At 33.5% G+C, this 278-nt stretch carries 1 pseudogene; it reads left to right on the top strand.

Going from position 1 to position 278, the window contains the following annotated elements:
- Nucleotides 1-137 precede the first annotated feature (137 nt).
- Nucleotides 138-278: pseudogene (locus ACJ5GX_RS04470) on the top strand (DNA polymerase III subunit beta); the annotation flags it as partial.

The raw sequence follows: 278 nt of genomic DNA on the forward strand, positions 1-278 counted from the left end.
TATTATTATAACTTTACCATGAGCTATAATTAGATAATTACCAAAGAATAATAAATAAAGCTACCTGCTCCTATACATACAAATATTGCGTACATGTGATTTTTAATCTTCTTCGTCGAGTCAATGGAAACGGGATCGATCATCAATACGATTTCACTCTACTAAGTGCAGATTTGGTAGACTTGTTGACTAAAACGAAGTTTGCTGTGTCGCTAGATGATACAAGGTATAATTTGAATGGGATATATCTGCATACAGATGAGCAATTTCTGTACTGC

The organism is Wolbachia endosymbiont of Tuta absoluta (genome assembly GCF_059414725.1).